This window comes from Kordia antarctica, assembly GCF_009901525.1.
Taxonomy (GTDB): domain Bacteria; phylum Bacteroidota; class Bacteroidia; order Flavobacteriales; family Flavobacteriaceae; genus Kordia; species Kordia antarctica.
Map to the genome: position 1 here is coordinate 2,080,603 of NZ_CP019288.1, position 25,008 is coordinate 2,105,610.

Here is a 25,008-nt window from a genome sequence, read left to right on the forward strand (position 1 = left end):
CTACTATCTTTCACGCAAATATACTGTTTATGCGAATATTATTGGTAGGTGAATACAGTAGATTTCATAATTCGCTCAAAGAAGGTCTGCAAAAATTACAGCATGATGTTACGTTAATTGGTCGCGCTGATAGCTTTAAAAACTACCCAATTGATATTTCGCTTGAAGCTACTTTTTTTCAGAAAAAAATTCCAAATCTATTTCGTCAACTACTATTTAAAGTTTCTAAGATTGATATTGCTTTTTTAGAAATTACATATCGTTTTTACAAAAATCGAAAATCGTTTCAAGGTTATGATGCTGTCCAATTAATCAATGAATTTCCAATTGCAACGATTCCTTTTGTAGAACGAAAATTGTTGAAATATATTTTTAAACATAATAAAAATGTCTATTTATCTTCTTGCGGCGATGATTTTCATTATATGAATTATATTTTGAATGAAAAGCTGCCGTATCACATGTTAACGCCATATGTGAAGGACAAAAATGCTCGAAAGAGTTTTAAATATTCACTTCAATATTTATCAAAATCGCACGAAAAACTACATCATTTTGTGGTTGAAAATGTGAAAGGAATCATTCCTGCAAATTTTGATTACGAAATGGCATATCGGAAACATCCAAAAGCATTGCCGTTAATTCCGTTTCCTATTAATGTAGATTTACTTTCGTTTAAACCACTGAAAATTACTGAAAAAATACTTATTTTTCACGGCGTGAATGAGGTAAATTATTTGAAAAAAGGAAACGATTTGATGCAGAAAGCATTAGAAATTATTGCGAAAAAATATCCTGATCGTGTTTCGGTGAAAACTGCGTATAGTTTGCCATATGATGAGTATATTAAAACGTATGACGAAGCACATATTATTATGGACCAAGTGTACAGTTACGATCAAGGGTATAATGCTTTAGAAGCAATGGCAAAAGGAAAAGTGGTGTTTTCTGGTGCCGAAACTGCGTTTCAAGAGTTTTATAAACTTGATAAGAAAGTATTGATGAATGCAACTCCAAATGTGGATGATTTGGTTGAAAAATTAAGCCATTTGATTGAAAATCCTGATGAGATTATTCAGATTGGAAAGAACGCACGCGCTTTTGTGGAAGAGTTTCATGAGTATGAACGTGTTGCGGAATTGTATTTGGAGAGCTGGCGCTTCGACTCCGCTCAGCGCACTTAGATGGTGATTATTTTTAAGTCGCTTTGCTTCTTTGTTAATTTGTTGATTCGTTGTTCGTCATTACGAGGAAGTATGACGAAGTAATCTGTTTATTGAAAAACCGCTTTTGTTTCAAAGCACTTCTCGATACAAATTTGTTGCACAAATTTACTCGAAGTGACAATTCGTTTTATATTTCAACTTACGTCTATTCGATTTTTTGTTGATTTGTTTTTTCGGTTATTCGTTGTTCGTCATTACGAGGAAGTATGACGAAGTAATCTGTTTATCGAAAAACCACTTTTATTTCAAAGCACTTCTCGATACAAATTTGTTGCACAAATTTACTCGAAGTGACGATTACTTTTACATTTAAAATTTAACATTCATAATTTAAAATTAAAATTTTAATCTTCTAATTCCTTCAAAAACTACAATTGCAACTGCGTTTGCTAAGTTTAAGCTTCTAATGTGTTCGCTAAACATTGGAATTGTATACAAATCTTCTGGATATTTGTCTGTGATATTTTTGGATAAACCAACAGATTCTTTCCCAAAAATTATGAATAAATCATCTTCAAACGGAATTTCGTCATAGGTTTTATTGCCGTGACTTGATAAATACACCATTTTTTTGTCTGAATTTTTCACGTAAAATTCTTCTATGTTTTCATAGATATGAACCGATAAATGTTGCCAATAATCCAAACCTGCACGTTTGAGTCGCGCATCTGTGATTTCAAAACCAAACGGTTTTACTAAGTGTAAGTTGGAACCTGAAGCCAAACTTAATCTACCAATATTACCTGTATTCGTTGGAATTTCAGGTTCTATAAGCACAATATTGTATGCCATTATTTAAACTTTATATAATCGATTTCTATTTTAAATTTCCCAGCTCTTTTTTCATTTGTGATAAATCCAATGCGTAGTATTTCCTTTAACTCTTCTTGTGTCGGCGTTCCATCTTTTCTGCGTCCGATGTGGAAACGCACAAATTCTGAGAATGCAATTTCTTCTTCAACCCATTTCCAATCGGTTGGCTTCAAAGATACTTTGTAATACGGAACAAACCAACGTTTGTCCATTTCTAAGGTAAATCCAATAGTGTACTCTTTAGAGCGATAACGAATGATGACTTTTGTAAAGGAAGAAAGGTCAATTTTTTGAAATCTGCTTCTGTACGATGAAAATCCGCCATTGTTTTCCAGCGAAACAGTTCCGTCAAATACAACGCCATCATCTGAGAATCGATAATCGCCTTTGGAAAGTCCGCCCATAACACCATCATTAGTGATTTCCCAGCTTTTACCATCTTTGTATTTTCCAAAATCAATTTCTGATTGTTGTGCGAATGCAAATTGTGCAATTATGAGGAAACTTAACACATATATTTTTTTCATACTTTTTTAGCTAAAGATACTAATATCCGTGTAATTTTAAAAGAATGGTAAATTTCACCACGAGACACTTCTCATGTAAATGTCAACAAAATTATCACCTGCTTTTTTATCAATACTTTTTATGACACTATTTTCACATATTGTGATATTTTTGCCGCGTAGAAACCTTTTTGATTTTATTTTTATATCTTAGTTTTTTCAACTGTTATTCATCAATTTCCCGATTATTTTATGGAGTCTAATTTTATCTCAGAGAAAGCCACAATTGGTAAAAATGTTACTATTGGCAAGTTTTGCATTATTGAAGATAATGTTGTTATTGGCGATAATACAGTGATTAAAAATTACGTGGAATTGCGCTCAGGCACTGTGATTGGAAACAACTGCTATATTGATTCTAGAGTGAGTTCATCAGGTGATTGTGTCGTTAAAAATAATGTTACAATTCGCTATGATTCTATTTTGGCAAGAGGACTTTATATTGATGATAACGTGTATATTTCTCCAAAAGTAATGACCAATAATTTGAATACTGATAAACAACAAATTGGCGGAGCACATATTAGTAAAAACGTTTTTATTGGCACCAATTGTATTTTACATCACGGAATTACGATTGGAAAAAATAGTGTTATTGGCGCTTTGTCATTTGCAAATAAAGATATTCCTGAGAATGAAGTTTGGTTTGGAAATCCTGCTAGTTTTAAGAAGAAAGTTTTGTAAAATACTGATTACCAAATAATTTTAAATTTTTTAAGCATTTCCTTTTCGCTTTCCCAATCGCGATTGTAATTTCTTTTAATGAGTTTCGCTGGAACGCCACCAATAAGTATATTATTTCCTAAATCTGTATAATCTTTATTGACAACCGAGTTGGAAGCAACGACGCAATTTTCTGGTGTTTTTGTTCCTGGCATAATCGAAATTCTGTTTGAAAACGCATTGTGAGAAGCTAAAAATATTGGACTCGTCATCGGATATTGCTCACCAGTTTCCGTGTTCATCATAGGATGAAAATTTGAATCTGTAAGTTGCGATTCGTACCCAATTCCAACCCAATTACTTAAAATTACTTTTTCTTTACAGATGAGTTTTACATTCGAACCCAAACACGACATATAGCCGAATTCGCAATACGCATTCTCGCCAACGTGTAAAAAACAATCAATTCCAATATGTGCGTTTCCTTTGAAAACCAATTTTCCAAGTATGGAAATTTCGGCTATTCTTTTAGATCGTGTTAACATTTCAAACTTCTGTCCAAAACCAATCATTCCTTTCTTTATTTCGGGCGCATCAATGATAATTTCACCAGAAATATTTGAAAACTTAACAGATCCGTAGAAGAATATTGGTAGTTTTTTGGCAATGTGAAATGGAAATTTTTTAAAATTGAAATAAATTGTTTTGATCCAATTTACTGCAAGATAAAACTTCAGTACACTTCGTATTTTATTAAAAATCCGTCTCATGATCTTTTTGAAAGCTTATCTTTTATCAATTGTTTGATATTCATCTTTTTCTGCAATTGCGAATATGTAAAGATATAAGAAAGTAGCATTACTACAATCATTCCGCCATATTTCAAATAAGTTCCTTCCACAAAAGTGAATAGAAACGCTATTGCGCATAACATAACACATTGTGTAAATAAACCGTAAAAAGCACTATTAAATTGCAATCCGTAGAAGATTTTTGTGATAATGAGTAAACTTATAAAGTGAATAATATAGTATGCTAAAATACTGATTCCCAAGCCTGTAAGTCCGCCATAATAATAACCTGCGATGTTCATTCCTAATGACACTAAATTAAAAATGATGGCTGTTTTTACAAATATTTTTGAATCGCCTTTGGCTAAAATAACATATCCAACCGACCAAGAAACCGCTTTGAAAACCATACCCAAAACTCCCCAACTTATCAAACCAAGAATCACTAAAAATTCTTTTGAATACAATATATTCACAACTAATGGCGCGGCAATAAAAAATGTAGTTATAATCGGAGTTATCAATAAAATAGCAATTGTAGCTTGATTTCTGACAGCAACTTGCACTTTCGTATTGTCCGTATGAATGGCAGATAATCTGGGAAAATAATCAGTTCCCATTGCGTTAAAAATCATTCCAACATACGCGTTTATGATTAAAAATCCTGCGGTGAGATATCCAACTTCGTCCAATCCGCCTTCGTATCTAATATAAATTTGAAGCGCATATGTAGCTGATAATGTGATGATTCCCGTAATACTCAACGCCAATCCTAAGCGCAACATTTCTTTTCCTTTGAAGAAAGCGTCTTTTACGCTTAATGAAATTGTTTTGATTTTGAGTGAATTCGCAAAGTACCAAAAGAAGCCATAAATGATAATTGCCGTGATAATAATTGCCGGAACAATTGCCTGATTTCCGTATATATAATATAATGGAATTGTTACGATTAAACCAACTGTGCTTCCTAGTAAATTTGCCACTGCAAGCTTTTTGAGCGATTGTGTTCCTTGCAAAATGGCAACTTTTCCATTGACCAATTGCATGAAGAAAATCGCAATTGCCAACCAAATAAATTCGTAGGTATACTCAGTATTTCCAAACGTAAGCAAACTCAATCTTGAAGAAAATACGATGGTGAAAATTGCGCCTAGGATTGCTGTAATCCAAATGAATTTTTCTAAAATCGTGACCGTTTCTGCGATTGTTTTTTCATCTTTTGATGAATTTGCATGCGCCAATTCTTTCACAGCACTTGTATCCAAACCAAGTTTTGCAATTTCGCTTACAACTTGAATTGTAGAATTTAACAAACCAATAATTCCCATGCCGACACTTCCTAAAAGAATGGCGACGATTTTCACACGAATAATCGAAATTAAAATCTTAAACACCTGAACGCCACCAAAAAGAGAGGTTGCTTTTAAGATATGTGTATATGAAAATTGTTGCTTGTCAGCCATAAGCTCAACAGAATTGTTACTGGTTTTTATAGGTATTTAGTACTGAAATTATAGTCGTTATTTCTTCTGTTTTTAATATTGGATTGATTGGCAAACTTACACATTCATGATGAATTTTTTCCGTAATCGGGAATTCTAACCGATTCCACTCTTGATACGCTTCTTGTTTGTGTGGCGGAATTTCGTAATGAATCAACGTTCCAATTTCATTTTCGGTTAAATATGCTAGTAAATTTGTTCTGTTCTCGGTTCTAATTACAAACTGATGAAAGACATGCGATTCGTCATTTTTACAAGTTGGCAAGATCAATAATGGATTCTTGATTTCACTCAAATAGCGGTTTGCAATGTTTCTTCTAATTTCGTTGTCAGCGTCTAAATGTGGCAATTTTACATTTAAAAAAGCTGCCTGAATTTCATCCAACCGATTGTTGACACCTTTGTACTGATTTACATATTTTGACGAACTTCCATAATTGCGTAATTTTGCAATGATTTCTGCTAGTTTTTCATCGTTTGTAGTGACTGCGCCAGCTTCGCCCAATGCACCTAAATTTTTCGTTGGATAGAAACTAAAACCTGCCGCATCACTTAGATTTCCTGCCTTTTTTCCGTCTGCGTTTTTCGCGCCATGTGCTTGTGCGGCATCTTCCATGACCAACAAATTGTGTTTTTTTGCAATGCCTTGGATGTTACTCATTTCTACCAATTGACCGTATAAATGAACAACTAAAATTCCTTTCGTTTTTGGCGTAATTGCCGCTTCAATTTTGATTGAATCAAGGTTGAATGTTTCCAAATCAGGTTCTACTAATACTGGTTTCAATCCAGCTTTAGTGATTCCTAAAATACTGGCAATGTATGTATTTGCAGGAACGATAATTTCGTCGCCTTCTTCTAGTTTTCCTAATATTTTATACGCTTCTAAAATCAAAATTAACGCATCTAATCCATTACTAACGCCAATACAAAACTGAGTTCCGCAATAATCTGCATATGATTTTTCAAAAGCTGTTACATTTTTGCCTAATACGTAATAACCTGAATCCAGAAACTTTTTGAATTCCTGTTGAAATTCAGTTTCAAATCGTGCATTGAGTTTGTGTAAGTCTAGAAATTGTATCATAAAAATATGGTTTCAAGTTTATGACTATTTTGTACGTCTATTTCGTAAAATTCTTGTGTAATTGTTCGTGCGCCAAAACCTTCTTTCCAGTTGTGCAATCCTTGATTTATATTTTTCCCTTGGTTTTCGTTGGAAGTTCCAAAATCAAAATACATTTTATCTTTAAATACTTCATCCAATAAATATAAGTGTAAAAAATCTAAACTTCCTAAGGTGTTTTTTTCTTCATTTCCAGAGATATATTGCGAATGCGCCACCTGTTTCGTTTCAAAAATAGTTGTTCCAGCAACAATCACATCATCTTTATACACATTAAATTGTCTGATATTTTTAGGAAATATTTTCTTTAGTTTCTGAATTTCGGCTAACGAATGTACAGGTTTTACACCGAATTTTTCTTGTAAATTTGGAATGAGAATTGTGTTCCAGAAATCATCCAATTCATTGACTTCTTTAACGACTAGATTGTGTTTGAATGCTCTTCTTTTTCCTTCCATTCTGTTTTTAGACACTTTCGGTCTCTGTTTCAAATTGATTGTAGAAAACACATCTGTACGCAACAATTTTGCTTCTAAAATAAATAATAAATATTTCAGTTCGTCGTTTGGAAACGGACTGTACATAGAAGGCAATAATTTTATATTTAGTTTTTGAAAGTTATTTTCTTTAAAATACTCCAACACCAGTTTTAAACACGTTGCAAACGCATGCAACTTTAGTGATTCGTTGACAAGCAAACCGCCATACGTAAGTCCTTGATGCGAATGTAGTGTGTTTTCCACAGCATTTGCAGGCAATAACGCAACTACTTTTTCATTTTTAAATATGAGCAACGAATGATCTTCAAATCGGTCTTTGTGATATTCCATAAAATCCCGATAGAACAGAAACGTACTATTTTTTGCTGTTGCGATAAAGGAATCCCAAAGCGTTTTGTGCGCACTCGTGTATTTGGTTAGTGTATAAATTTTAGGTTTGTTTTAGAAATAGTGAATTTACTAATTTTAATGTGAGTTGGATATATATGTGTTGAAAATATTTTTAGCTTAGGATTTTACAAACTATTAAGTTAAAATAAATTGTACATATTGTATAATTTTCATATCTTTGAATTATACGAGTTTACAAATGAACGCTAAAATAATAGAGGTAATTACTAAATCTGAGATTAAATCCAAAATCTCGCTAATTACTAAAAACAAAAATAAATTACCTTCAATAAATGATGGCTGGAGATTTAATTTTAGCAAACATTCCAAAGGAAAAAACTACGAAACTTATACGCTTACAACAAATACAACTCCAGAAATAATTGAAGGTTGCTTAATCATAAATATTAAAACTCCACATCAAGTTTATATGGCGTTTGTTGAAATTGCTCCACGTAACAAAGGAGATAAAAAGAAGTATGATAACGTTGCTGGTTGTTTAATTGCTTTTGCATGTAGGCAAAGTTTTATCAATGACAGAGAAGGCTATTTAGCTTTTGATGTATTAGAAGAAAAAAAGGAAGATGAACTAAAGCTGATGAAAATGTATAGTCAAAAATACAACGCAGTTAGACTTGACAATTCAACAACAATGATTATTCTACCGAAAGGAAGTGAAGCACTCATAAATAAGTTTTTAAAATAAATTATTATGAACAAAACAGAGATAACACCTAATGATATTTGGAACGTTAAAAAAGTGAATAGCGTCAATGAATTCATCAAAAATCATTCAGATAATCAAACAAAAGAGAGAAAAATTAGAAATAAACTTCTTTCAATTCAATATAAATTAGAGGATTATATAGAAAAAGATGATATAAAAGAAAGTGAAGTTCTTGATATATTAGACTTTGTAAAAATGTATTTAAAAGTATTTGATATCACAAAAAAAGATTTAGCTAAATATTTTGAGATGAGAGATAGCAATCTACATAAATATTTAACTGGTCAGCGGAAATTAAATCCAGAAATTGTATTAAAAATAAGTTCTTTCTCTCGCACAAATCCTGAATATTGGTATAGAATACAGGTGAAAAATGAAATCGTGAAATTGAAAAAAGAGAAAATAAAAGATTATGAAAAATATGATTATGAAAAGTTATTGTCTTCATAAATACTAAACATCAATATGATTACAACAGATAGCGATTTTGTAGTATTATATTTTATGTATGGAATCGTTTTAACGCTAATTTTATTTTGTTTGTTTTTTGGAAATAAAAAAGAATATCTAATACATCTAGTTATTTATTTGCTGTACACGATTTTCATGATATCAATTTTTACAGATAAAGAAAATTTTAGTAGCGGAGGTTCTTTAGTTGTTGTTTTTTACGGTTTAGTTTTTCCTATTTTACATATAATTGGTTATGGCATTACAAAGTTTATAAAATTTATTAGAAAAAATTAAACCTCACTTCTCAACCTTCCTAAAAACAACATTTCCATCCGAATCAATGTATTCATATACGCCGCTTGGTGCATTTTTTTTGATGATGGAATGACTTGTATCAGGTTGTAAGTGTTGCAATAAAGCTTCGTTATCACTTAAATATGTAAACAATGTTCTGAAAAGATTGACAGCCGATTTTAGTTTTGTATCGTATAATGGCGCATCATTGTTTGGCCATTTAATTGCCAACGCTGATGAAAATGCAGAATAAATTAGTTTTTTATCCGTTTGTTTTTCAAAGAGTTCTCTTGTGTAGTTTAACCCAACATAACCGCCGTGGTCTGCCGCAATAACAATCAAACTGTTAGGATCATTTTTGATAATTACCTGCGTGATATCTCGAAGCCATTTGTTCGCTATTTCCACTTGCGTGAGATAGTTTTTGCGTTCTGTTTCAAATCCTTGTGCTTGATTTTCAAACGTCGTAATATGTCCTGGTGCAATTTTTTCGATAAAGTAAAAGTTTCGCTTTTCACGATTGTTTCGAATGGTTTCTTCTAACGGATCGATCAGTTTTTTACGGTGTGCAAACGCGCCAATTCCAAACCAAGGAACTTCTTCCATAGAAAAGTTACACGAATCGTATGCAATTGTTGGGCGATTTAGTAATACATACGGGTTTTCGATAAATAGAAACGTTTGATAGTCATTATTTTTCAAGGTTTCAATCACAGGATTGTTTCCTGCAATGACTTCACGTGCGCCAAATAATTGTTCGCCATTGTAATGGTGTTTCATCCCAAACATGGAACTATTCGACAAAATTGTAGATGTATAATTGCTTCTAAAGTCTTTGTACAGTTTGAATTCTTTTGCTTCTAAATACGATTCGAATTCGCCATTTTCAAAGTTGTACGGATCTTTTTCGAGTTCTGAAAAATTCACATAACCATCTGGCTGAATGATATATATGTTTGGAAATTTGTTGAATTTCGTTTGAACAATTGCATCTGGTTGTTTTTGCCATTCGTCCGAATCAAATAGTGCTCTCGATAAAATTGGTGTCAAGCCTAAAAATGCTACAATCGCCATGATGAACTGTAAAACCACTATTTTTTTGTAGTGTTTTCTGAGTAAAATCGCGAGAAGCGTAAAACCAATTAAATACGCCAATATGATTTTTCGTTCATGAAAACCATAAATTCTTCCAATAAAGTAGAACCCAAAAAATACTGCGTTTAAGATTGGTAATAGATAATGTTGGAATTTACTTAGAAATTTTAGTCGCTTTACAATTTCCCAAGAAATCACAAAAACAATAATCGGTAATAAAATATACGCACAGAAAATAATGACAAATTGAAACGCCGAATTGACCAACATAAAGTTGGAATGATAGACATAAATGAACGAATATAAACCTGCCGCAATCGCAAACACAATTGGATATTCTTTGCTGCTTGCAACAAAATCTTCTATGTATTTTCGGAGTTTAGCCAACATTTTTTTTCTTGAATAAGTATAGAATTCGTTCCGAATCTGTGATTATTTTTTTATCGATAAGCTCGAAATATTCCGAATAGGTTTTTTCAAAATTTTCCAGATTGTAATGTCCAAACTGATCTTTAAATTCTGCTTTTGCATTGAGCAAACGTGTTGCATATGAATCGTTTCGTTTTGGAAATTCGATGATTAAATTTTCTGAAAAAGACGCAAAAAACGCTGCCGAATTTTCAAATGGCACGTTTCCTGTCAACGATAAGTGATGAATTAACGCCAATGCTAATGTTGCTTCTGGCTTGAATTCTTGCACACGTTGTATAAACGAAAAACGTTCTGTGTTTTGAAAACCTATTGCCGCTGACGGATTGAGCAAATCAATCACAAATGGCAACATGTTTTTTTCTTTGTTTTTTTTAACTGAATAATGATTTTGATCTACGGCATTGTTATCAATGTCACCAACTAAAGCTAAGTCAATTTCAGACGTAATTTGACGTACAAATGTTCCATCATTTCCACCAACATCAATTATTTTTTTTGCGTTTAGTGTTTGAATCCAATCGTTTATAATGGTAGATTTCTGCGTAAATGCTTTGTCAGAATAGTTTGTTTTTTGGTAATAGTTTCCCCATTCCGATTGCTCCTTCAACTGCAACTTTTTGATGTAATTGTATAAATTATCAATGATATTGAACAATCCTTTTTTCGACAACGAAGCTTGTTTTGAAACCTGCACATCTTCTTCTTGATGCTTGTTTTCATATTTTGCCAATAAGTGAATGTTGGTATATAAAAACGGATTTAGTTTTGTGGTTTTTGGCAATAAGGAAGCAATCATTTTTATCGGAATTCCGTCAATGAAATTCGACATGGTTTTTAGAAATTCTGCGCCGTGATATTTTGCCAAAACCAACGGTCCTAAAAAGTGAGTTACAAATTGTTTATATGCACGCCAAGGTGTATTTTCCTGATAGAAATCTAGCGAAAGCGTATCTATAAAAATAGCCTTTCCGTTGTGAAAAGCGATGTTATACGCCGTTGCATCTTTTAATGAAAAATCGTTTTGCAAGGCGTATTTCTGTAATTTTAAAGTGTGTAAAGCCGCTTCTTTGTATTGCTGAAAACTCCATTCGTACGGATATGTAATAAATTGAATTTGAGTTGGTTGAATACAGATTTGAGTTTCCGAATTTTGAGTTTCTTCATGCGGAATTAACAGCTTATGCTGAAATGCTTTTTCAAAGAAACCTGAGTTTTTTAGTGCTTCGTATTGCGGAAAGTAGCTTGGAAATATAATTCGTTTGATCACATTATTTTCTACATAAATGTGTCCGCTTGGATCACGATATGAAGAAGCATGTCGGGAATTAGTTGTCATCCTTTGGTGCGTTTTCTATCTTAGAATCATCTATATTAATATCGTCAAACACTTCGTTTTCAGTTGTGTTTTTGTCCATTCCAAGCATTGATCTTACTTTATACTTTATACTTTTGTAAAACAAGGCGATTCCAGCTACAGCTGCAACTATTGCCTGAATTAACATGGCTCCTAATCCAGCGTCAAAATAAAGAAAGTGCATAGTTTGATATTTTTGTAAAGATAGAAAAATTTACTTTTTACGCGCGGTCAAGTGATAGATATTAATTCCTAAGATCGCGAAGTTGGTAATGATGATTGGTAAACCGATACGTAATGTTGGCATTAGAAAACCATATGTAACAAATAGCAAACATCCTATTGAATTGATCATTCGTAAGTTTTTTAGGTCTTTCATGGTGAATGAAATTAATACTGCGAACGACGCTAAGTAGCCAATCCATTCTGTTCCTGTGATTCCTAGTATTTCCATAGTTTCTTTATTTAAAGATTGAATAATTAAATAATTCAAAGATTCAAAAATTTAATGTTCAAGGTTTTTTTAGTCGCTTTGCTCCTTTTGTTGATTTGTTTATTTGGTTGTTCGTTATTCGTTGTTCGAAAATAACTTCTTAAATCAAAAATCAACATTCGTTAATCGAAAATCCTTGTTTGGTTTTAGCTTGTTTGTGGGCACAAGTTGCAAACTTGCGCTAGCCTTTCGGGTATGAATATCGCTCATAAACTTTTCAACTTATAAACTTCTTAAATCAAAAATCGTTAATCTACAATCGTTAATCGGTTGTTTGTTGTTTGTTGTTTGTTGAGAATATCACTTATAAACCAATAAACTTTTCAACTTATAAACTTCTCAAATCAAAAATCGTAAATCGTAAATCGTAAATCAAAAAAAAAGCTTCACTGCATAACAATGAAACCTTTTTTTCGATGTGAATCTTATTTTTTATATGATTTTGTTACGTTTTCTGTCCGTTTCTTTTAAGTGAACTTTTCGTAAACGTAAGAAGTTTGGTGTTACTTCTACATATTCATCTTTTTGAATGTATTCTAATGCTTCTTCTAGAGAGAATTTGATTGCAGGAACAATTTTCGCCTTGTCATCTGCTCCTGAAGAACGTACATTACTTTGCTTTTTAGCTTTTGTAATGTTGATCGTCATATCATCTTGACGCGAGTTCTCACCAATTACTTGTCCTTCGTATATTTTTTCTCCTGGTTCTACGAAAAACTTTCCTCTATCTTGTAATTTGTCAATTGAATAAGGAATTGAAGTTCCGTTTTCCATAGATACTAATGATCCTGAAATACGTCCTGGAATATTTCCTTTTAGTGGCTGATATTCTTTAAAACGGTGCGACATAATTGCTTCACCAGCAGTTGCAGTTAATAATTGATTACGTAATCCGATAATTCCTCTTGATGGAATCATGAATTCACAAATCATACGTTCACCTTTTGCTTCCATTGATAACATTTCTCCTTTACGAAGCGTTACAAATTCAACAGCTCTACCAGATACAGTTTCTGGAAGGTCAATAGTTAATTCTTCAATTGGCTCACATTTTACACCATCAATTTCTTTGATAATTACTTGTGGCTGACCAATTTGCAATTCGTATCCTTCTCTACGCATTGTTTCAATTAGTACAGATAAGTGTAAAACTCCTCTACCAAATACTAAGAATTTGTCTGCGCTTCCAGTTTCTCCTAAACGAAGTGCTAAGTTTTTCTCTAATTCTTTTTCTAAACGATCTTTAATGTGGCGCGATGTTACAAATTTTCCATCTTTTCCGAAGAAAGGTGAATCGTTAATTGTAAACAACATACTCATTGTTGGCTCGTCTATTGCGATTGTTTTTAATCCTTCCGGATTTTCTAAATCAGCAATTGTATCACCAATTTCGAATCCTTCTAAACCTACAATTGCACAAATATCTCCAACTTGAATTTCAGTAGCTCTTTTTCTACCAAGTCCTTCAAATGTATATAATTCTTTAATTCTTGATTTGATGATCGATTTGTCGCTCTTTACTAAAGCAATTTGCATTCCTTCTTTTAGTGTTCCTCTTTGTAAACGTCCGATTGCGATACGTCCTGTAAATGAAGAGAAATCTAAAGATGTAATTAACATTTGTGTTGTTCCATCTGGAAAATCTGGTGATGGAACGTGTTCCATAACCATGTCTAATAAAGGTTCAATATTATCAGTTTCATCTTTCCAATCGTCTGACATCCAATTGTTCTTTGCAGAACCGTATACTGTTGGGAAATCTAATTGCCATTCTTCCGCACCTAATTCGAACATTAAGTCGAATACTTTTTCGTGTACTTCGTCTGGCGTACAGTTTTCTTTATCTACTTTATTGATAACCACACATGGTTTTAATCCTAAGTCAATCGCTTTTTGCAATACAAAACGCGTTTGTGGCATTGGACCTTCAAAAGCATCTACTAATAGTAAAACGCCATCTGCCATGTTTAATACACGCTCTACTTCTCCTCCAAAATCGGCGTGACCTGGTGTATCAATGATGTTAATTTTTGTTCCTTTGTAGTTTACAGAAACGTTTTTAGAGGTAATCGTAATTCCACGCTCACGTTCTAAATCGTTGTTATCGAGAATTAAATCTCCTGTATTCTGGTTTTCACGAAATAGTTGACAGTGATACATAATTTTATCTACCAATGTTGTTTTCCCGTGATCTACGTGTGCAATAATTGCAATATTTTTTATTGAAGCCATTTTACCTCTTTATTTTAAGCGTGCAAATGTACTGTTTATTTATTAGAGAATACGACTTTCATAATTATTTCATTAATATTCTGTGAATTAATGAATTACACTAGATTTCTTTCCGTAATCTTTACAATTATTTTACACTAAAAATCACTTATCATGCTTTTTTCTTACCAAAAGTAAGGTTTTACCGTATTTAATTGAAAGCGAATTATATTATATTGGATAATTATTAATTTAAAATATACTCATCATGTTAAAAAAGATATTAAATATCAACGGAACAAAAGAATTGAACAAGAAACAACAAACACAAGTCATCGGCGGAAATAGTTGTGACACTTATAATGGTCCAGGATGTTACGGTCCAATTGCAGGCTGTGCTAGTTGTGCCAGATGGCAAGCATTACCAGCACATCATAAAAATTGTGCTTTTGTACATATTGATTGTGCATCATAAGATATCAGAAACTAATTTTTAAACGAACTTCGGTTCGTTTTTTTTATACACATTATTCTGTAACATTTCTATTCTTTCAGCTACTTACTTATGTATCAGTTGTGAAAACCGACATTCTTTATTGCATTTTATTGTGTAAAAAAGTTAGATATTGTTAGTTTTGCATTCCTCCACAGATCGCCAAAAAAAAATATTGTAAACCCATTTATCATTTTATTTAGACATGAGAAAAATTTTATGCGTACTCACAATTGCTGTTTTGATAGTAAGTTGTGGAAAAAAGAGTACTGAATCGTATTATATTCCTAAAGATGCCATTGGCGTTATGTATGTAAATCTTGAATCGCTTTCTAAGAAAAGTAGTGATGTTGATTTTAAAGATTTAGCCATTAACAAAATGATTGAAGATCGCGCTCCAAAGGAAGTGCAAGACTTTATGAATGAGTATTTGACTGCCGAAAATATAGACGCAACATTTCGTAAAGAATTTATTTTAGGATTTGTTTCCGTAGATCGCATGTCTGGTTTAGGCGGACTTATTTTGCCTATTAAGGATGGAAAGTCTTTTGAAAACTTGATTCAACCAATGTTGAAAAAAATGCCACAACTTCAAAAAGAAGAAAACGTAGGGAAGAATGATTCTTTTACCGTGTATTCAACAGATCAAATTGCAATTGGTTGGAATAATGAAACTGCTTTAATTATTGGCGCAAAAAGTTATGCAGGAACTGAATTGGCGGATTTAACAGAGTTAGACGAAGCGAAAACTATTTATGCTACAGACTATTATAAAGATTTCTTTGACACCAGTAAAGACATGGGAATGCACATTACATCTACGCCACTTGGCACCGTAATGAATTCTTTATTTACAATGGTTGCCGGAATGGATGTTGATTTAGAAAACAACAATATTACCTATTATGGTAGCTTTGAAGACGATCATATTCATACAGAAACAAAATTAAAATTGAACAACGATTTTCAATCTTTATTAGGTTATAAGTCTTGGATGACAACTGATTATGATAGTGATTTATTAAACGCTATTCCAGAAAATCCATCAATTCTAATGAAAGTATCTATTGATCCTGTTGCTTTTTACAAGCATATTGAAGGTTTACAAGATAACAAAGTATTACCAACAGAAGCAAGAGAAGAATTAAAGAACAATATTCGTAGAATGAATCGTGAAATGAAGCGAGAAATTGGTATGACAGGCGAAGATTTAGCTGGAGTTTTCGGAGGTTCTATGTTAGTAGCGCTGAAAGAAGGAGAAGTTGTAAAAGATACTGTATACAATAGATATAGTTTTTATTCTGAATCGAATGAGGCTGAATACGAAATTGTAGATAAAAAAACTCCATTTGTATATACTGCCATTTCTATAAAAGATCAATCGAAGTTTGAAACGTTGATGAGCATTATCATTGAGAAAGATGCGCCAATGAAAACTAAAGGAAAGAATTATTATCAAATAGATAAAGATTTCTTTGTAGTTGTTACTGATGGCGTACTTTTTATGACGAACGATGAAACGAAAGCTGACGAACTTCATGCAAATGGAAAGTTGGCTGCAAATCTTTCTAATTTTGAACACAAATCAAATTTATCACATTCCGCATATGTGTATATGAATCCGAATTTCTCGGAAATATCTACTGATCTTATGTCTGGACTTTCTAGTATTGGAAATCCTTACAGTAGTGTTCCTATGTTTACCGATTTCTCTAAAGATGCCAATAAATTATACACTGAATATTTTGGTGAAAATCACTATTTTATGGATGTTGACGGAATGGAAACATTTACATACACAAAAGGAGAAGGAAATTCTTTGGTTCGCATGATTATGTATTCTGATGCAATGGTAAAAGAAATTGCCAAGATGTCTGAGCAATAGAATTAACTACCAAAAACGAGCAACATATTTCTGTGAATATTAATATCACATCAATAAACCCAACATACTTTACTCCAGCTTCTTCGGAAGTTTGGAGTAAAGATTTTGCATTTTTACCAAATGAAAAGTACTTGATAAAAGCCGCTTCTGGAAGTGGAAAAAGTTCTTTCTTTAATTTTTTATTTGGGTTGAATGATAAGTATTCTGGAACCATTCTGTTTAATGAAACTCCTATTTCTTCCTTTACAGAAACCGATTGGACAACAATGAGACGCGAAAAAATTTCAATTGTATTTCAAGGGTTGCGATTGTTTCCAGAGTTGACCGCATTCGAAAATATTCAACTAAAAAATCAATTGACAAATTACAAAACAGAAGCTGAAATTTTAATGTACATGAATCGCTTGAATGTTGCTGAACTCGCACACAAAAAAGCGGAAACATTATCGTACGGACAACAACAACGCATCGCGATTATCAGAGCGTTATGTCAGCCATTTGAATTGTTATTGCTAGATGAACCTTTTAGTCACATGGACGATATTTTGATTGCAACTGCAACACAATTAATCACTGAAGAAGTTTCCAAACGACAAGCTACGTTATTGATTGCGAGTTTGGGAAACAGTTACAATATTGACTATACTAAAACACTTTTACTGTGATTCGGAGTTTACTAAATAAACAGATTCACTTTTCGCAATTATTATTTTTTGCGCTAACTTCTAGTCTAGGATTGGGGATTTTATTGATTGCATTTCAACTTTTTGTAGATACACAATCACTTTTTAGTTCGTCGAATGATTTATTGGGCAACCAAAATCTTATTATTTATAAAGACTTAGGTCGAAACAACGCGTTTACTTCCGAAGAAATTTCAAAAATAGAAAAACAAGATTTCGTTAAAAAAGTTGGCGGTTTTACACACGGAACGTATAGAGTTGTAGCAAGTGTTTCGTTGGCAAACTACAACGGAATTTCCACAGAAATGTTTCTGGAAGCTGTTCCTGATACTTTTATTGATGTTGAAAGTAGCGATTGGAAATGGAAACCTGGCGATAAAGAAGTACCAATTATTATTCCTAAAAATTACATCAATCTGTATAATTTCGGATACGCCGCAAGCACAGGAATGCCGCAAATTAATGAAACGATTATTCGTGAAATTCCGATTGAACTTTCTTTGTATGGTTCATCTCAACAAAAAAAATACAACGCTTATATTTTGGATGCTTCCGAAAAGATAAATTCTATTTTGGTACCAGAATCGTTTTTGAAATATACAAACCAAACCTTGAGTCCTGAGAAAGTTTCCAAGGTTTCTCGAATCATTTTAGAAGTTAAGAATCCTTCTGATCCAAAAGTATTGGAATTTTTGACTTCCAACAATTACAAATATTTACAAAATGATGTGCAAACTTCCCGAATCAGTTACTTTTTACAATTAATTTTAATGATTGTTTTAGGCATTGGAATTTTGATTACTGTTTTATCAATTACACTCGTGATTACAAATATTAACTTGTTGATTTTAAAGAATAAACAAACCATTTGCCAATTGCATTTCTTAGGATTTTCACGTGCGCAAATTGCAAAAGTTTATCATCAATTATCGTATAAAATTTTAGGCATTTCTATCTTAATTGCATTGACATTAACAGTAATTTGTAAATTTATATTTGCGCCGTATTTAGCTATTTTACAATCTGAAAGCAGTTTGTTTTCGTTAGTTTATGTCTTTATTGCAGCTATCGTATTATTTGTGGTGTTAGCCATTTATTACACCAAACATACTAACAAAAAAATTCAGCAACTAACAGCTATAAATACAAGCTTATTAACTTCTGAAATTTAGCTTATCTTTGTTCAAAATTTACAACATATGCAACTCAGTTCTATCCCAAAAATAAAACATACCAATTCTAATAATTTCTTTTTACTTGCAGGTCCATGCGCTATTGAAGGCGAAGATATGGCATTGCGAATTGCTGAAAAAGTGCTTAAAATTACGGACGCTTTAGAGATTCCATATATTTTTAAAGGAAGCTTTAAGAAAGCGAATCGAAGCAGAATTGATAGTTTTACTGGAATCGGTGATGAGAATGCTTTAAAAATCCTTAGAAAGGTTTCTGAGACGTTTGATATACCAACTGTAACGGACATTCACGAAGTTTCGGATGCTGCAAAAGCTGCGGAATATGTTGATGTGTTACAGATTCCTGCTTTTTTAGTGCGTCAAACAGATTTAGTTGTGGCTGCTGCCGAAACAGGAAAAGTAGTCAATTTGAAAAAAGGACAGTTTATGAGTCCTGAGAGTATGCAACATGCCGTAAAAAAAGTACACGATTCTGGAAATCAAAATGCTTGGATTACCGATCGCGGAACGATGTTTGGCTACCAAGATATGATTGTTGATTTTCGTGGAATTCCAACGATGAGACAATATGCACCAACCATTTTAGATGTAACACATTCGTTACAACAACCAAATCAATCTAGTGGCGTTACTGGCGGAAGACCTGATATGATTGAAACCATTGCACGCGCTGGAATTGTGAATAATGTAGACGGACTGTTTATTGAAACACATTTTGATCCTTCAAATGCAAAAAGTGATGGCGCTAATATGCTTCATTTGGATCATTTGGAACGTTTGTTAACGAATTTGGTGAAGATTCGTAAAACGGTTAATCAGTTGTGAGTTTGTGAGTTTGTGAGTTTGTGAGTTTGTGAGTTTGTGAGTTTGTGAGTTTGTGAGTTTGTGAGTTTGTGAGTTTAAAATTAATTTTTTCGTAAGTAAACGCAATGTATTTTCAATCAAAATGTATTTTGATCTCAATAATGATCAATGTGATAATTGTTCCACTTTTAAATTTAAAATTAAACATTTAAAATTCAAAATAACTAATACAAACTAGCAGCTTCTTTTAAAACTTCAATTAAAATATCGTTGTCAATATCTTCAATTGTTTTGTAACGTAACGAAGCCATTATTTTTCTTTTTTCAGTGACTAAATATTCTGTGTGAATTTGGAGTTGCTTACCTTTTACAATCCCGACATCTACAAATTGTTTTTTATGACTTGCGTTGAAGTAACAAAATGGTTTCCCTTTTAGATAGTAAAACGGAATTCGGTATTTATATTTTAATTCAATTTCTGGAAACAGATGCTCAAAGACAACTTGCAATTGTAGCAAGATAGATTTGTACGGTTCAGGTTGTTTTAGGATATATTCTTCGGCTGGATTCATATTTCAATATATAATAACCTAAGATACTTTTTATTTTTAAATGAGCGTGCATAAAAAAAGAGCTTACAAAATGCAAGCTCTTATTTGAATATGGTATTATACCAAATAAACTATTTTAACATACTAATAAGCTTGCGCCACAATCCAATCGTGTGTCGCCTACAGTTCCTCCGCAAAAATCACTAGCTCCTGTACGAGTTGTAGGGCGCGGGCATTGAATATCCACAGAAGTTACTGGATCAGTTTGACTTGCTGTACAAACAACTCCCGTAATACACAAGAATCCATCTTCTGATAATACTTGCGTGTCTACATTTTGTAATGCTCCACCTTTGAGGTTTGTCATAGCATTAAATGATACAACTGTTGTTTTTTGGAATTGCAATTTAGAGGTAAAATTCTTTTTCTTCATAAGAGGTGCTTTAATTAAGTTCTTCTCAAATATAAATCCACAAATGATATTTCTAACAAAAAGTATCTAGAGATTCATAAATTTCGAGAACAAAAAATACTACTCAATATTCTGACTGTCAAGGTTTTTTACGAAGTATGATGGATATAAACCTGTCTTGTTTTTAAAGGCTCTAGAAAACGACTCAGAACGGTTAAAACCGATTTCTTGAGCAATTGAATCAATTGTATATGAACGAAATTTTTTATCATTCTTTAAACGTTTGATTGCATAATTGACACGTAAATCTGTAATGTAAGCTGTGAATGATTTCCCTTTGTGCGTGTTTACTAATTTTGATAAATACGATGTATTTGTTTTTAATTTTTTGGCAACTTCATTCAAACTACTGTGTTTGCTTAAGTACAATTCTTTTGCTTCAAAGCTTTTTAATTTTTTCAATAATCGTTCTTTCGTTTCATCAATAATTTCAATTTCCTTCGTTTCAGTTTCTTTGACTTCTATGGTTTTTATTTGATCGACTTCTTTGACAATTATTTTTTCAACTTCAAGATCTTTTTCTACAATTTCTTCTTCAAGACTTTTTAGAATAGCTTCAAATTTACGTTGGTTATTTCTTTCTCTCTTTCGATAGAAAACAATTAAAGATAGAATCATTGCTACTGTTAGAAAGACACCTATATAGAGAATGTATTTTGTCCTTTTGGAATTTTCTTGAGATTCATCTAACTCTTCTTTTAATGTTCTTAAATCATACTTTTTAATGATATCAACAGATATGCTTTCTTGTCTTTTATCATTTTCTTTATAGATTTTGTTTGCCTTTTCGTAGTATTTTAAACTGTATTCTATGTTATTTATTTCTTTATATGATTTTGCTAAAAGCGCATAGATTTCTTCTAAATCAATAAAATCTGTACTATTTAGTTTTTGTGTCTTTTCAATTGCTAGTAATATTTGTATAGTTACCTCATATTTTTTTTGAGAATAATACGTTTTGGCTCTATCTAGTTTAATAAATGGGAGTTGTGCTTGTGTGCTTCCAATTCTTTCTACAATTTCTTCTGCTCTGTCTAAAACTTCGTGTGCCTTTTCATAATTACCATTTGCATTAGCAATTTCTCCTAAAAAATTATAAAAATATACTTTGGCTCCTTCATCATTATATTTTTCACTTAACTCAATTCCTTTATAACAATACTTGGCTGCTTGTTTATAATCTTCAATTCCAATATATGCTTTTGCTAAAGCTATATAAATATTAACATGTATGAAACTAAAATCTCTAACCTTTTCATTTTCAACTATTTTCAAAGATTCTTCTAATAATTCAATAGCACCTTTTCTATCATTCACTTCGATTTTTAATAAAGCTATATTTTGCATTACTGCAAGTTGTCGCCCTTTTAAATCACTTTGTTTTGCAATTTTCAATACTTCCAAGTAATACTCCATTGCTTCCTTGTAAAATCCAAAATCATAGTAATAAATTCCTTTATTCATTAATGAAGATATAATCATATCGTCATTATTGATGCTTTTAGCAATAGTAAGTGCCACATCCAAATGAGTTATGGACGCTTTTAAATTCATTTTATTTCGTTCCCATTTAGCCAAGCAAAAATATCCCCAAAACTGTGCTTCTAAATTTTTAGAAGTAATCATGGATTTTTTTGCATATTCAATATAACTTTGGGCTTTTACAGCGTCTTTTTCATGCTCTTGCGTAAATAAACGCGCAAATTCTTTAGGTGATAATTCTTTTAAAGATGCTTGAAATATTTCTTTGTCAAATGTTGGAATAGAGTCTTGCAAACTATTTTTTGCAAAAGATGACTTATGAAGAAAGAAACAGAGAATAAACAGCACTATTGCTGTACATTTTTGGAGGCGCATATACAGTTTTCTTTGTATTAGTATTTTTTTGAGTAGGTAATAGTCCAAAAATAACGGTTTTCCTGTAATCTAAGTATAGTTTAACCCGCTATTTTCAACAAGTAGTCATTAACTTACATAAAAATTATAAAAAACGAAATGCTTGTTTGAGAAGCGCATAAAAAAAACTCCTAAGAAGTTATTAGGAGTTTTTTACATTATTTTTTTTAATGTGTTAACATCTATCCAATGTACCTAAAGCGGTTATGTAAGTTTTGCAATCTCCATCCATATCTGTATCACAAAGAGTCGTAAGTTCGCAAAGAACAACTGATCCAATTGTTACAGCTGGATCGCCTCCACCGCTAATATTATTCAATTTTGAAATACTTACTTTGTTCACTTCCAATTTCAATTTTCTTTCTTTTTTCATATGTGCTTTTTTTAATTGTTGCATTTAGGTTTTATGTAGCTTGTATAAAATCATATTTTACTATCAACATGCGTGCTATACATATACAGGCTACAACAACCTAAATTTTATTTGTTTTTAATGTTGTTTCAAAGATAGTAGAAAATGAAGTTGAGTGTTAAAATAGCTTGTCGCTATTTATAAATTACGACTGTTTTGCATTATTAACTTACTGTCTTTCAACCTCTTTTATGAAATAAGAAGGATACAAACCTGTTTTTACCTTGAATGCTTTTGAAAATGATTCTGATCTTTTGAAGCCAATTTCTTGCGCAATAGCACCAATTGTAAAAGATCTAAATTTACGATCGTGTGATAATCGCTCTATGGCATAATCGACACGTAAATCAGTAATGTATGCTGTAAACGATTTTTCTTTGTGTGTATTTATTACTTTAGATAAGTACGTTGTGTTTGTCTGTATTTTTTTAGCAACTTCAATCAAGGTACTTTCATTGCTTAAAAATTGTTCTTTTTCTTCAAATTCAATTAGCTTCTCAAGAATCTCTGCATCTTTACTATCAATTTCAATAGGTTCTATATTGGTTTCGGTATGTAAACTTTCCTCAATATCTTCTGTTTTTTTAGAAGTTGCTTCTTGAATAGCTGGAGGCTTTTTTTCTTGTCGTCGTTTTTCTTCTAATTGACTCATTAGGGTTGTAAAACGCACTTTGTTTTTGTGTTGTTGTTTCTTATAATATAAAATCAGGCCAATAATTACAAAAAACAAAAACGTTATTCCTATGGCATATATATATTTAGTTCGTTTCGATTTTTTCTGTAAAGCATCAATCTGTCCTTTGAGATTGCGCAATGCCTCTTGTGTAATTCGAGAATTTAAAATTGCTCTCTTTTTATCATTCTTAACATCTATATCGTTTGCTTTTTCGAAATATTTAGTACTTTCTTTAATATTTTCAAGTGCTAAGTATGATTTTGCCAAATTCACATATAATTCTTGAATACTTAAAAAATCAGTATTATTCGCTTCTAATAACTGTTCGCATTTAAGAAATTCGTCAATAGCTTCTTGGTGTTTATTTTCCAGAGCATATGTTTTTCCAAAATATAATTTTAAAAATATATCCAGCACTTTGTCTCCACCAGCTTTCGCTACCAATTCTTCTGCTTTATTAAATAATTCATGTGCTTCTTTATAACGACCTCTATTAGAAGCAATTTCACCAAGAAAAACACGAAAATACCCTTGAAAATCTATAGCGTTTATTTGTTCACTCAATTCCAAGCCAAGATTACAATACAAAGTAGCATCTTCATAGTTAAATAAATTGATGTGCGCCTTGACCAAACCAAAGTAAATTTGAAGTTTCGTCTCATTCAAGGTCTCATCATTGAAACTTTCGATTATTTTTAAATTATCAAGAAATGCGGCTATAGCACCTAAATTATCATCTACTTGAATATTAATAAGTATAATATTATTAGAAGTAACTAGCTGCCTATTTAAATTATTTGTTTGCTTGGCAATTGCTAAGGCTACAAAAAAATTATCTAACGCTTTTCCGTTGTCTCCAGTTTTAAAAAAGTAGCTTGCTTTTTTATTATAACTTTGATATAGTAAATTTTTATTATCTAATTTAGTGGCTTTTGCTATTGCAATATCCAAATTAACCATTGCTAATTTTAGACTATCATTTTTTTCTTGCCAAGTTGCAATTGTAAGATATGATTCAGCAACTTCATTTTCATCATTTGAATTTAAAAAATGTCTTTTTAGATATCCAATAATAGTAGCTGCTTTTGCAGAGTCTAATTCTTTATTAGCATAAAAATCATTAAGCAAATCATCATATGACTTATTTTTTAATGACTTTTCAAAGGTAATTGCGTCTGTTTGTATTGATGAATTTTGATGTTGGGTAAACCCTGTGGCCGTAAAAAAATACATGAATATACATACGATAAGAATATTGCATTTTTTAAAACTAGGTATTGACATATATTTTTTGTTGAAATTGTATC

At 31.8% G+C, this 25,008-nt stretch carries 25 protein-coding genes; 9 read left to right on the forward strand and 16 right to left on the reverse strand.

Features of this window, described 5'->3' with window-relative positions:
- Positions 1–29 precede the first annotated feature (29 nt).
- A complete protein-coding gene (locus tag IMCC3317_RS08335) occupies positions 30–1,184 on the forward strand; it encodes a glycosyltransferase (RefSeq protein WP_160129065.1) in 1,155 nt (384 codons plus the stop codon).
- Positions 1,185–1,562: 378 nt separating this feature from the next.
- On the opposite strand, the gene IMCC3317_RS08340 is transcribed toward IMCC3317_RS08335, so the two are convergent.
- Together IMCC3317_RS08340 and IMCC3317_RS08345 are read right to left on the reverse strand one after the other, a co-directional pair.
- Positions 1,563–2,018, reverse strand: coding sequence for a tRNA (cytidine(34)-2'-O)-methyltransferase (locus IMCC3317_RS08340; protein WP_160129066.1), 456 nt, complete (start codon positions 2,016–2,018; stop codon positions 1,563–1,565).
- Positions 2,018–2,566 carry a CIA30 family protein gene (locus tag IMCC3317_RS08345; RefSeq protein WP_160129067.1) on the reverse strand — a complete coding sequence of 183 codons (549 nt, stop codon included), beginning with the start codon at positions 2,564–2,566 and terminating at the stop codon, positions 2,018–2,020. Before IMCC3317_RS08345 ends, IMCC3317_RS08340 begins: the two co-directional genes overlap by 1 nt.
- 231 nt (positions 2,567–2,797) lie before the next feature.
- On the opposite strand from IMCC3317_RS08345, the gene IMCC3317_RS08350 reads away from it, so the two are divergent.
- Positions 2,798–3,289 (forward strand): acyltransferase, encoded by a 492-nt coding sequence (locus tag IMCC3317_RS08350; RefSeq protein WP_160129068.1) that lies wholly within the window; start codon positions 2,798–2,800, stop codon positions 3,287–3,289.
- Between the two features lie 8 nt (positions 3,290–3,297).
- On the opposite strand, the gene IMCC3317_RS08355 is transcribed toward IMCC3317_RS08350, so the two are convergent.
- The 4 genes from IMCC3317_RS08355 to IMCC3317_RS08370 are packed head-to-tail and all read right to left on the reverse strand — an operon-like array spanning position 3,298 to position 7,517.
- Positions 3,298–4,038 carry an acyltransferase gene (locus IMCC3317_RS08355; protein WP_228054998.1) on the reverse strand — a complete coding sequence of 247 codons (741 nt, stop codon included), beginning with the start codon at positions 4,036–4,038 and terminating at the stop codon, positions 3,298–3,300.
- On the reverse strand, positions 4,035–5,522 hold the full coding sequence (locus IMCC3317_RS08360) for an oligosaccharide flippase family protein (RefSeq protein WP_160129069.1): 1,488 nt from the start codon (positions 5,520–5,522) through the stop codon (positions 4,035–4,037). Before IMCC3317_RS08360 ends, IMCC3317_RS08355 begins: the two co-directional genes overlap by 4 nt.
- Before the next feature lie 16 nt (positions 5,523–5,538).
- Complete coding sequence (locus IMCC3317_RS08365; protein WP_160129070.1) at positions 5,539–6,648, reverse strand: DegT/DnrJ/EryC1/StrS family aminotransferase; 1,110 nt, start codon at positions 6,646–6,648, stop codon at positions 5,539–5,541.
- Entirely contained in the window at positions 6,645–7,517 is an 873-nt protein-coding gene (locus IMCC3317_RS08370; RefSeq protein WP_160129071.1) for a GNAT family N-acetyltransferase, read from the reverse strand. The genes IMCC3317_RS08365 and IMCC3317_RS08370 overlap by 4 nt, the downstream gene beginning before the upstream one ends.
- A gap of 259 nt (positions 7,518–7,776) precedes the next feature.
- Between IMCC3317_RS08370 and IMCC3317_RS08375 the strand changes: the two genes are divergently transcribed.
- Both IMCC3317_RS08375 and IMCC3317_RS08380 read left to right on the forward strand, forming a co-directional pair.
- On the forward strand, positions 7,777–8,283 hold the full coding sequence (locus IMCC3317_RS08375) for a hypothetical protein (protein WP_160129072.1): 507 nt from the start codon (positions 7,777–7,779) through the stop codon (positions 8,281–8,283).
- A 6-nt stretch (positions 8,284–8,289) separates the two neighbouring features.
- Positions 8,290–8,754 (forward strand): helix-turn-helix transcriptional regulator, encoded by a 465-nt coding sequence (locus IMCC3317_RS08380; protein WP_160129073.1) that lies wholly within the window; start codon positions 8,290–8,292, stop codon positions 8,752–8,754.
- A 300-nt stretch (positions 8,755–9,054) separates the two neighbouring features.
- Here IMCC3317_RS08380 and IMCC3317_RS08385 read toward each other — a convergent pair whose 3' ends face one another.
- From IMCC3317_RS08385 to typA, 5 genes are all read right to left on the reverse strand, one after another.
- Positions 9,055–10,536 carry a hypothetical protein gene (locus IMCC3317_RS08385; protein WP_160129074.1) on the reverse strand — a complete coding sequence of 494 codons (1,482 nt, stop codon included), beginning with the start codon at positions 10,534–10,536 and terminating at the stop codon, positions 9,055–9,057.
- Positions 10,526–11,914 carry a class I SAM-dependent methyltransferase gene (locus IMCC3317_RS08390; RefSeq protein WP_160129075.1) on the reverse strand — a complete coding sequence of 463 codons (1,389 nt, stop codon included), beginning with the start codon at positions 11,912–11,914 and terminating at the stop codon, positions 10,526–10,528. The genes IMCC3317_RS08385 and IMCC3317_RS08390 overlap by 11 nt, the downstream gene beginning before the upstream one ends.
- Entirely contained in the window at positions 11,904–12,116 is a 213-nt protein-coding gene (locus IMCC3317_RS08395) for a hypothetical protein (protein ID WP_160129076.1), read from the reverse strand. The genes IMCC3317_RS08390 and IMCC3317_RS08395 overlap by 11 nt, the downstream gene beginning before the upstream one ends.
- Positions 12,117–12,146: 30 nt before the next feature.
- Positions 12,147–12,386, reverse strand: a complete 240-nt coding sequence (locus IMCC3317_RS08400; RefSeq protein WP_160129077.1) for a uroporphyrinogen decarboxylase — start codon at positions 12,384–12,386, stop codon at positions 12,147–12,149.
- Positions 12,387–12,857: 471 nt separating this feature from the next.
- Positions 12,858–14,657, reverse strand: coding sequence for a translational GTPase TypA (gene typA, locus IMCC3317_RS08405; RefSeq protein ID WP_160129078.1), 1,800 nt, complete (start codon positions 14,655–14,657; stop codon positions 12,858–12,860).
- A 247-nt stretch (positions 14,658–14,904) separates the two neighbouring features.
- Between typA and IMCC3317_RS08410 the strand changes: the two genes are divergently transcribed.
- The 5 genes from IMCC3317_RS08410 to kdsA all read left to right on the forward strand — a co-directional run bounded on the left by IMCC3317_RS08410 (position 14,905) and on the right by kdsA (position 19,715).
- The gene (locus IMCC3317_RS08410; RefSeq protein ID WP_160129079.1) at positions 14,905–15,111 is read left to right on the forward strand and encodes a hypothetical protein; all 207 of its coding nucleotides are present in this window, start codon (positions 14,905–14,907) and stop codon (positions 15,109–15,111) included.
- A 223-nt stretch (positions 15,112–15,334) separates the two neighbouring features.
- Entirely contained in the window at positions 15,335–17,014 is a 1,680-nt protein-coding gene (locus IMCC3317_RS08415) for a DUF4836 family protein (RefSeq protein ID WP_160129080.1), read from the forward strand.
- Between the two features lie 32 nt (positions 17,015–17,046).
- A complete protein-coding gene (locus tag IMCC3317_RS08420; protein WP_160129081.1) occupies positions 17,047–17,679 on the forward strand; it encodes an ATP-binding cassette domain-containing protein in 633 nt (210 codons plus the stop codon).
- Positions 17,676–18,869, forward strand: coding sequence for a hypothetical protein (locus IMCC3317_RS08425; protein WP_160129082.1), 1,194 nt, complete (start codon positions 17,676–17,678; stop codon positions 18,867–18,869). Before IMCC3317_RS08420 ends, IMCC3317_RS08425 begins: the two co-directional genes overlap by 4 nt.
- 27 nt (positions 18,870–18,896) lie before the next feature.
- Complete coding sequence (gene kdsA / locus IMCC3317_RS08430; protein WP_160129083.1) at positions 18,897–19,715, forward strand: 3-deoxy-8-phosphooctulonate synthase; 819 nt, start codon at positions 18,897–18,899, stop codon at positions 19,713–19,715.
- A 203-nt stretch (positions 19,716–19,918) separates the two neighbouring features.
- Here kdsA and IMCC3317_RS08435 read toward each other — a convergent pair whose 3' ends face one another.
- The 5 genes from IMCC3317_RS08435 to IMCC3317_RS08455 all read right to left on the reverse strand — a co-directional run bounded on the left by IMCC3317_RS08435 (position 19,919) and on the right by IMCC3317_RS08455 (position 24,934).
- Positions 19,919–20,266 (reverse strand): DUF1801 domain-containing protein, encoded by a 348-nt coding sequence (locus IMCC3317_RS08435; protein ID WP_160129084.1) that lies wholly within the window; start codon positions 20,264–20,266, stop codon positions 19,919–19,921.
- A gap of 115 nt (positions 20,267–20,381) precedes the next feature.
- A complete protein-coding gene (locus IMCC3317_RS08440; protein WP_160129085.1) occupies positions 20,382–20,678 on the reverse strand; it encodes a class I lanthipeptide in 297 nt (98 codons plus the stop codon).
- A gap of 99 nt (positions 20,679–20,777) precedes the next feature.
- Positions 20,778–22,574, reverse strand: a complete 1,797-nt coding sequence (locus IMCC3317_RS08445) for a tetratricopeptide repeat protein (RefSeq protein ID WP_160129086.1) — start codon at positions 22,572–22,574, stop codon at positions 20,778–20,780.
- A gap of 214 nt (positions 22,575–22,788) precedes the next feature.
- On the reverse strand, positions 22,789–22,986 hold the full coding sequence (locus IMCC3317_RS08450; RefSeq protein WP_160129087.1) for a hypothetical protein: 198 nt from the start codon (positions 22,984–22,986) through the stop codon (positions 22,789–22,791).
- Positions 22,987–23,194: 208 nt separating this feature from the next.
- On the reverse strand, positions 23,195–24,934 hold the full coding sequence (locus IMCC3317_RS08455) for an AraC family transcriptional regulator (RefSeq protein WP_160129088.1): 1,740 nt from the start codon (positions 24,932–24,934) through the stop codon (positions 23,195–23,197).
- Between the last annotated feature and the right edge of the window lie 74 nt (positions 24,935–25,008).

Bases quoted from the DNA above. Each gene is read 5' to 3' on its own strand.
- IMCC3317_RS08335 (WP_160129065.1), top strand. From the start codon at position 30: ATGCGAATATTATTGGTAGGTGAATACAGTAGATTTCATAATTCGCTC.
- IMCC3317_RS08340 (WP_160129066.1), bottom strand. From the start codon at position 2,018: ATGGCATACAATATTGTGCTTATAGAACCTGAAATTCCAACGAATACA.
- IMCC3317_RS08345 (WP_160129067.1), bottom strand. From the start codon at position 2,566: ATGAAAAAAATATATGTGTTAAGTTTCCTCATAATTGCACAATTTGCA.
- IMCC3317_RS08350 (WP_160129068.1), top strand. From the start codon at position 2,798: ATGGAGTCTAATTTTATCTCAGAGAAAGCCACAATTGGTAAAAATGTT.
- IMCC3317_RS08355 (WP_228054998.1), bottom strand. From the start codon at position 4,038: ATGAGACGGATTTTTAATAAAATACGAAGTGTACTGAAGTTTTATCTT.
- IMCC3317_RS08360 (WP_160129069.1), bottom strand. From the start codon at position 5,522: ATGGCTGACAAGCAACAATTTTCATATACACATATCTTAAAAGCAACC.
- IMCC3317_RS08365 (WP_160129070.1), bottom strand. From the start codon at position 6,648: ATGATACAATTTCTAGACTTACACAAACTCAATGCACGATTTGAAACT.
- IMCC3317_RS08370 (WP_160129071.1), bottom strand. From the start codon at position 7,517: ATGGAATATCACAAAGACCGATTTGAAGATCATTCGTTGCTCATATTT.
- IMCC3317_RS08375 (WP_160129072.1), top strand. From the start codon at position 7,777: ATGAACGCTAAAATAATAGAGGTAATTACTAAATCTGAGATTAAATCC.
- IMCC3317_RS08380 (WP_160129073.1), top strand. From the start codon at position 8,290: ATGAACAAAACAGAGATAACACCTAATGATATTTGGAACGTTAAAAAA.
- IMCC3317_RS08385 (WP_160129074.1), bottom strand. From the start codon at position 10,536: ATGTTGGCTAAACTCCGAAAATACATAGAAGATTTTGTTGCAAGCAGC.
- IMCC3317_RS08390 (WP_160129075.1), bottom strand. From the start codon at position 11,914: ATGACAACTAATTCCCGACATGCTTCTTCATATCGTGATCCAAGCGGA.
- IMCC3317_RS08395 (WP_160129076.1), bottom strand. From the start codon at position 12,116: ATGCACTTTCTTTATTTTGACGCTGGATTAGGAGCCATGTTAATTCAG.
- IMCC3317_RS08400 (WP_160129077.1), bottom strand. From the start codon at position 12,386: ATGGAAATACTAGGAATCACAGGAACAGAATGGATTGGCTACTTAGCG.
- typA (WP_160129078.1), bottom strand. From the start codon at position 14,657: ATGGCTTCAATAAAAAATATTGCAATTATTGCACACGTAGATCACGGG.
- IMCC3317_RS08410 (WP_160129079.1), top strand. From the start codon at position 14,905: ATGTTAAAAAAGATATTAAATATCAACGGAACAAAAGAATTGAACAAG.
- IMCC3317_RS08415 (WP_160129080.1), top strand. From the start codon at position 15,335: ATGAGAAAAATTTTATGCGTACTCACAATTGCTGTTTTGATAGTAAGT.
- kdsA (WP_160129083.1), top strand. From the start codon at position 18,897: ATGCAACTCAGTTCTATCCCAAAAATAAAACATACCAATTCTAATAAT.
- IMCC3317_RS08435 (WP_160129084.1), bottom strand. From the start codon at position 20,266: ATGAATCCAGCCGAAGAATATATCCTAAAACAACCTGAACCGTACAAA.
- IMCC3317_RS08440 (WP_160129085.1), bottom strand. From the start codon at position 20,678: ATGAAGAAAAAGAATTTTACCTCTAAATTGCAATTCCAAAAAACAACA.
- IMCC3317_RS08445 (WP_160129086.1), bottom strand. From the start codon at position 22,574: ATGCGCCTCCAAAAATGTACAGCAATAGTGCTGTTTATTCTCTGTTTC.
- IMCC3317_RS08450 (WP_160129087.1), bottom strand. From the start codon at position 22,986: ATGAAAAAAGAAAGAAAATTGAAATTGGAAGTGAACAAAGTAAGTATT.
- IMCC3317_RS08455 (WP_160129088.1), bottom strand. From the start codon at position 24,934: ATGTATTTTTTTACGGCCACAGGGTTTACCCAACATCAAAATTCATCA.